Below are 6,147 nucleotides of genomic sequence, written 5' to 3' on the forward strand. Positions count from 1 at the left end.
GGACAGGATCGTGACCCCCTTCGAGCGGCAGTACCTCCGTCCCGCCCGCCCCGCCGACCGCGTCACCAACATCACCGTCCAGGACATCTGCCCCCAGGACCGGACGGGCCACATGGGCAGCCCCTACGACCCGGTCGTCCTGCGGCTCGTACGCAACGCACTCGACCCGGCGACCGCGCGCCGCCCCGACTGCGCCTCCGCGTTCTGACGCTTCCGCCGTACGGGCGACGGCCCAGTCGGCGCGGCATGCGAACGGCCCGGCCCGCCTTGGCGAACTCCAGGGACGGGCCGGGCATGCGAACGGCCCGGCCGCCTTGGCGAACTCCAGGGACGGGCCGGGCCGTTCGGTACGACACCAGGGCGTGGTTCGAGCGTCGCGCCCGCCCTACGGGCGGACGGCGCTGCTCTCAGAACACGTCCTAGGCGGACGCCGGCGGGTACAGGGCGCGCGGCAGCCGCGAGGCCGCCGCCGCGTCCAGCAGCCACAGCGTGCGGCTGCGACCGTACGCACCCGCGGCCGGGGCCTGGATCTCCCCGGCACCCGACAGGGCGATGGCCGCGGCCTCCGCCTTGTCCTCGCCCGCGGCGAGCAGCCACACCTCGCGCGCCGCCCGGATGGCGGGCAGCGTCAGCGAGACGCGGACGGGCGGCGGCTTGGGCGCCCCGTGCACACCGACGACGGTGCGCTCGGTCTCCCGTACCGCGGGCAGCTCCGGGAAGAGCGAGGCCACGTGGGTGTCGGGGCCGACACCCAGCATCAGCACATCGAACACCGGCACCGGACCGTGGTCCTCCGGACCGGCCGCGGCGGCCAGTTCGGCGGCGTAGGCGGCCGCCGCCGCGTCGGCGTCCGGGCCGCAGGGCCCGTCCGACGCGGGCATCGCGTGCACCCGGGCCGGGTCCAGCGGCACCGAGTCCAGCAGGGCCTCACGGGCCTGCGTGACATTGCGCTCCGGATCGCCGTCCGGCAGGAACCGCTCGTCGCCCCACCACAGATCGAGCCGCGACCAGTCGATCGCGTCCCGGGCGGGCGCACCGGCGAGCGCGGCCAGCAGGCCGTTGCCGTTGCGGCCGCCCGTGAGCACCACCGAGGCGTAACCGCGTGCGGCCTGGGCGTCCACGATCTTCGTGATCAGCCGGGCCGCCGCGGCCTGCGCCATCAGCTCCTTGTCGCGGTGCACGACGAGCTGCGGGACGACGCTCACTTCGACGCCGCCTTCTTCGCCGGCGCGGCCGTCTTCTTGGCGGCGGGCGCGGTCTGACCGGACGGGGCGGCGTCCTTGGGCTTCGCCGCCTCCCCGAGCCGCTCCACGCCGAACTTCACCGACGACGCGTACGTGTTGTCCGGGTCGAGCCGGCGGAGCTCCTCGGCGAGCAGTTCCGCGGTCTCCCGGCGCTTGAGCGCCACCGCGCGGTCCGGCTGGCCCACCATGGAGAGCGTGGCCAGCGAGCCGTCGGCCCGGTCCAGCACGATCGTGCCGGACCTGGTCTCCATCCGGACGGCCGTCAGACCGGGGCCGCCGGACATGGTGCGCTCGACCGGGACCTGGAGCCGGTCCGCGAGCCACATGGCCAGCAGCTCGCAGCTCGGGTTCTCGGACTCGCCCTCGACCGTCGCCGAGACGACGTCCACGGCCTGCTGGTCGAGTGCGGCGGCCAGCATCGAACGCCACGGCGTGATCCGGGTCCAGGACAGATCCGTGTCCCCGGGGGTGTACGACTTCGCGCGCACCGACAGTTCGGCGCTCGGCTGCTCCGCCGAGTACGCGTCCGTGATCCGGCGCTGGGCGAGCGCGCCCAGCGGGTCCTTCGCCGGATCGGCGGGCGCCGCCTCGGGCCACCAGACCACGACCGGGGCGTCCGGCAGCAGCAGCGGCAGGACGACCGACTGGGCGTGGTTGGCCAGTTCGCCGTGGAGCCGCAGCACCACGGTCTCGCCGGTACCCGCGTCGGAGCCGACCCGTACCTCGGCGTCCAGCCGGGCGTCACGCCTGTTGCGCGGCGAACGGCTGACCCGCTTGATCACCGCGATGATCCGCGAGGGGTGCTCGCGCGAGGCGTCGCCCGCCGACTTGAGCGCGTCGTAGGCGTTCTCCTCGTCGGTGACGATGACCAGCGTGAGCACCATGCCGATCGCCGGGGTGCCGATGGCACGGCGGGCCGACACCAGCGCCTGGTTGATCTTGCTGGAAGTGGTTTCCGTGAGATCGATCTTCATGGCCGGCGCCAGCTCCGTCCGTCTCGTGCGAGCATCTCGTCCGCCTCGGCCGGGCCCCAGGTGCCCGCCGGGTACTGCGCGGGCTTGCCGTGCTTGTCCCAGTACTGCTCGATCGGGTCGAGGATGTTCCAGGAGAGTTCGACCTCCTGGTGGCGCGGGAAGAGGTTGGCGTCGCCGAGCAGCACATCGAGGATGAGCCGCTCGTAGGCCTCCGGGCTGGACTCGGTGAAGGACTCGCCGTAGGCGAAGTCCATCGTCACGTCCCGGACCTCCATCGAGGTGCCGGGCACCTTGGAGCCGAACCGCACGGTCACGCCCTCGTCCGGCTGGACCCGGATGACCAGGGCGTTGCCGCCCAGCTCCTCCGTCGCCCCGGACTCGAACGGGAGGTACGGGGCGCGCTTGAAGACGACCGCGATCTCCGTGACCCGGCGGCCGAGCCGCTTTCCGGTACGGAGGTAGAACGGCACGCCCGCCCAGCGGCGGTTGTTGATCGTCAGCTTGATCGCGGCGAAGGTGTCGGTCTTCGACTTGGGGTCGATACCGTCCTCCTCCAGATAGCCGAGGACCTCCTCGCCGCCCTGCCACGCGTGCGCGTACTGACCGCGCACGGTGTGCTTGCCCAGGTCGTCCGGCAGCTCGACGGCCGTCAGCACCTTGAGCTTCTCGGCGACCAGGGCCTTCGGGTGGAAGGAGCCGGGCTCCTCCATCGCCGTCAGCGCCAGCAGCTGGAGCAGGTGGTTCTGGATGACGTCACGGGCGGCGCCGATGCCGTCGTAGTACCCGGCCCGGCCGCCGATGCCGATGTCCTCGGCCATCGTGATCTGGACGTGGTCGACGTAGCTCCGGTTCCAGATCGGCTCGAACATCGTGTTGGCGAACCGCAGCGCCAGGATGTTCTGGACCGTCTCCTTGCCCAGGTAGTGGTCGATCCGGAAGACCTCGTTGGGCGGGAACACGTCGTGCACGAGCTGGTTGAGCTCCTGCGCGCTCGTCAGGTCGTGACCGAAGGGCTTCTCGATGACGGCACGCCGCCAGGAACCCTCCTTCTGGTCGGCCAGCCCGTGCTTCTTGAGCTGCTGGACGACCTTGGGGAAGAACTTCGGCGGCACGGAGAGGTAGAAGGCGAAGTTGCCGCCCGTCCCCTGCGCCTGGTCGAGTTCCTGGATGGTCGCCTTCAGCGTCTCGAAGGCCTCGTCGTCGTCGAAGTTGCCCTGGACGAAGCGCATCCCCTGGATGAGCTGCTGCCAGACCTCTTCGCGGAACGGCGTACGGGCGTGCTGCTTGACGGCGTCGTGGACCTCCTGGGCGAAGTCCTCGTCCTGCCACTCGCGGCGCGCGAAACCGATGAGCGAGAAGCCCGGCGGCAGCAGGCCGCGATTGGCCAGGTCGTAGACGGCGGGCATCAGCTTTTTACGGGACAAATCGCCCGTGACGCCAAAGATGACCAGGCCCGACGGCCCCGCGATGCGCGGGAGCCGTCGGTCCTGGGCGTCACGGAGCGGGTTGGCTCCGGGAACACCAGACAAAGTGGTCAGCCCTCCGAAGGGGCGAGGCGCTTGAGCTCTGCCTCGGTCGAGTTGAGCAGGTCGATCCAGGAGGCCTCGAACTTCTCGACGCCCTCGTCCTCGAGGAGCTGGACGACGTCGTCGTAGCTGACCCCGAGCTTCTTGATCGTTTCGAGGTCGGCGCGGCCCTGGTCATAGGAACCGGCGACGGTGTTGCCGGTGATCTCGCCGTGGTCGGCCACCGCGTCCAGAGTCGCCTCCGGCATGGTGTTGACCGTGTTCGGCGCGACGAGGTCGACGACGTACAGGGTGTCCTTGAGGGACGGGTCCTTCACGCCGGTGGACGCCCACAGCGGACGCTGCTTGTTGCCGTGCGCCTTGTCGAGGGCGGCCCAGCGCTCGCCCGCGAAGACCTCCTCGTACGCCTCGTAGGCCAGGCGCGCGTTGGCGAGAGCCGACTTGCCCTTCGCGGCCCTGGCCTCATCGGTGCCGATCGCGTCGAGACGCTTGTCGATCTCGGTGTCCACGCGGGAGACGAAGAACGAAGCCACCGAGTGGATCTTGGAGAGGTCCAGGCCAGCGGCCTTCGCCTTCTCCAGACCGGCCAGGTAGGCGTCCATGACCTCGCGGTAGCGCTCCAGCGAGAAGATCAGCGTGACGTTGACGCTGATGCCCTTGCCGATGACCTCGGTGATCGCCGGCAGACCGGCCTTCGTCGCCGGGATCTTGATGAGCGTGTTCGGCCGGTCCACCAGCCAGGCCAACTGTTTGGCCTCGGCGACCGTGGCCGCCGTGTGGTGGGCCAGACGCGGGTCGACCTCGATGGAGACCCGGCCGTCCTGGCCGTCCGTGCGGTCGAAGACCGGACGCAGGATGTCGGCGGCGTCACGGACGTCCGCCGTCGTGATCATGCGGATGGCCTCGTCGACGGTGACCTTGCGGGTGGCGAGGTCCGTGAGCTGCTGGTCGTAACCGTGGCCCTGGGAGATCGCCTTCTGGAAGATCGACGGGTTGGTCGTGACACCCACGACGTGACTCTGGTCGATCAGCTCGGCGAGGTTGCCGGAGGTGATCCGTGTGCGGGACAGGTCGTCGAGCCAGATCGCCACGCCCTCGTCGGAGAGGCGCTTGAGTGCGTCTGTCATGAGAATTGCATCTCCTACTAGTCGTATAACGGCGTCAGCGCGTGACGGCGGCGAGAGATTCCCGGGCGGCGGCCGCGACGGCCTCGCCGGTGAAGCCGAACTCGCGGAAGAGGACCTTGGCGTCGGCCGAGGCACCGAAGTGCTCCAGCGAGATGATCCGCCCGGCGTCCCCGACGTACCGGTACCAGGTCAGGCCGATGCCCGCCTCGACGGCCACACGGGCCTTCACTGACGGCGGCAGGACACTGTCCTTGTACGCCTGGTCCTGCTCCTCGAACCACTCGACACACGGCATCGACACCACACGGGTCGGGATGCCGGCGGCCTGGAGCTCCTCGCGCGCCTCGACGGCGAGGTGCACCTCGGAGCCGGTACCGATCAGCAGGACCTGGGGCTCGCCGCCCTCGGCCTCGAAGAGGACGTAGCCGCCCTTGGCCGCGTTCTCGTTCGCCTCGTACGTCGGTACGCCCTGGCGGGTCAGCGCCAGACCGTGCGGAGCGCCCTTGCCGAACACCTTGGTGTAGCGGCGCAGGATCTCGCGCCAGGCGAGGGAGGTCTCGTTGGCGTCGGCCGGGCGGACCACGTTCAGGCCCGGGATGGCGCGCAGCGAGGCCAGGTGCTCCACCGGCTGGTGGGTCGGGCCGTCCTCGCCGAGACCGATCGAGTCGTGCGTCCACACGTACGTCACCGGCAGGTGCATCAGCGCGGACAGCCGTACGGCGTTGCGCATGTAGTCGGAGAACACCAGGAAGGTGCCGCCGTAGATGCGGGTGTTGCCGTGCAGCGCGATGCCGTTCATGGCCGCGGCCATGGCGTGCTCGCGGATGCCGAAGTGGATCGTGCGGCCGTACGGGTCGGCCTCCGGCAGCGGGTTGCCGGCCGGGAGGAACGACGACGTCTTGTCGATCGTGGTGTTGTTCGAGCCGGCGAGGTCGGCGGAGCCGCCCCACAGCTCGGGCACGATCTCGCCGAGCGACTGGAGCACCTTGCCGGAGGCGGCGCGGGTGGCGACACCCTTGCCGGGCTCGAAGACGGGGAGCTTGTCCTCCCAGCCCTCGGGCAGCTCGCCCGCGGAGATCCGGTCGAACTCGGCGGCGCGCTCCGGGTTGGCGGTGCGCCACGCGGCGAACGTCTTCTCCCACTCGGCCTTGGCCTCGCGGCCGCGGTCCAGCGCCTCACGGGTGTGCGCGATGACCTCGTCGGCGACCTCGAAGGTCTTCTCCGGGTCGAAGCCCAGCACCCGCTTGGTCGCGGCGACCTCGTCGTCGCCGAGCGC

Annotated in this window: 5 protein-coding genes and 1 pseudogene; 1 reads left to right on the top strand and 5 read right to left on the bottom strand. The window is 70.6% G+C overall.

Annotation, left to right across the window (positions count from 1 at the left end; all coding sequences use genetic code 11):
• Positions 1-208: pseudogene (locus EAO72_RS41780) on the top strand (esterase/lipase family protein); the annotation flags it as partial.
• Between the two features lie 211 nt (positions 209-419).
• Here EAO72_RS41780 and pgl read toward each other — a convergent pair.
• The 5 genes from pgl to EAO72_RS04495 all read right to left on the bottom strand — a co-directional run.
• Complete coding sequence (gene pgl, locus EAO72_RS04475) at positions 420-1,205, bottom strand: 6-phosphogluconolactonase (protein ID WP_148015890.1); 786 nt, start codon at positions 1,203-1,205, stop codon at positions 420-422.
• On the bottom strand, positions 1,202-2,218 hold the full coding sequence (gene opcA, locus EAO72_RS04480; RefSeq protein ID WP_148015891.1) for a glucose-6-phosphate dehydrogenase assembly protein OpcA: 1,017 nt from the start codon (positions 2,216-2,218) through the stop codon (positions 1,202-1,204). Before opcA ends, pgl begins: the two co-directional genes overlap by 4 nt.
• Complete coding sequence (gene zwf / locus EAO72_RS04485) at positions 2,215-3,747, bottom strand: glucose-6-phosphate dehydrogenase (RefSeq protein WP_148015892.1); 1,533 nt, start codon at positions 3,745-3,747, stop codon at positions 2,215-2,217. The genes opcA and zwf overlap by 4 nt, the downstream gene beginning before the upstream one ends.
• A gap of 5 nt (positions 3,748-3,752) precedes the next feature.
• Positions 3,753-4,871 carry a transaldolase gene (gene tal / locus EAO72_RS04490; RefSeq protein ID WP_148015893.1) on the bottom strand — a complete coding sequence of 373 codons (1,119 nt, stop codon included), beginning with the start codon at positions 4,869-4,871 and terminating at the stop codon, positions 3,753-3,755.
• Positions 4,872-4,905: 34 nt separating this feature from the next.
• On the bottom strand, positions 4,906-6,147 hold a 1,242-nt coding region (locus EAO72_RS04495; protein WP_315986288.1), incomplete at its 5' end, for a transketolase-like TK C-terminal-containing protein.

The organism is Streptomyces sp. OR43, assembly GCF_008042275.1.
Taxonomy (GTDB): Bacteria; Actinomycetota; Actinomycetes; order Streptomycetales; family Streptomycetaceae; genus Streptomyces.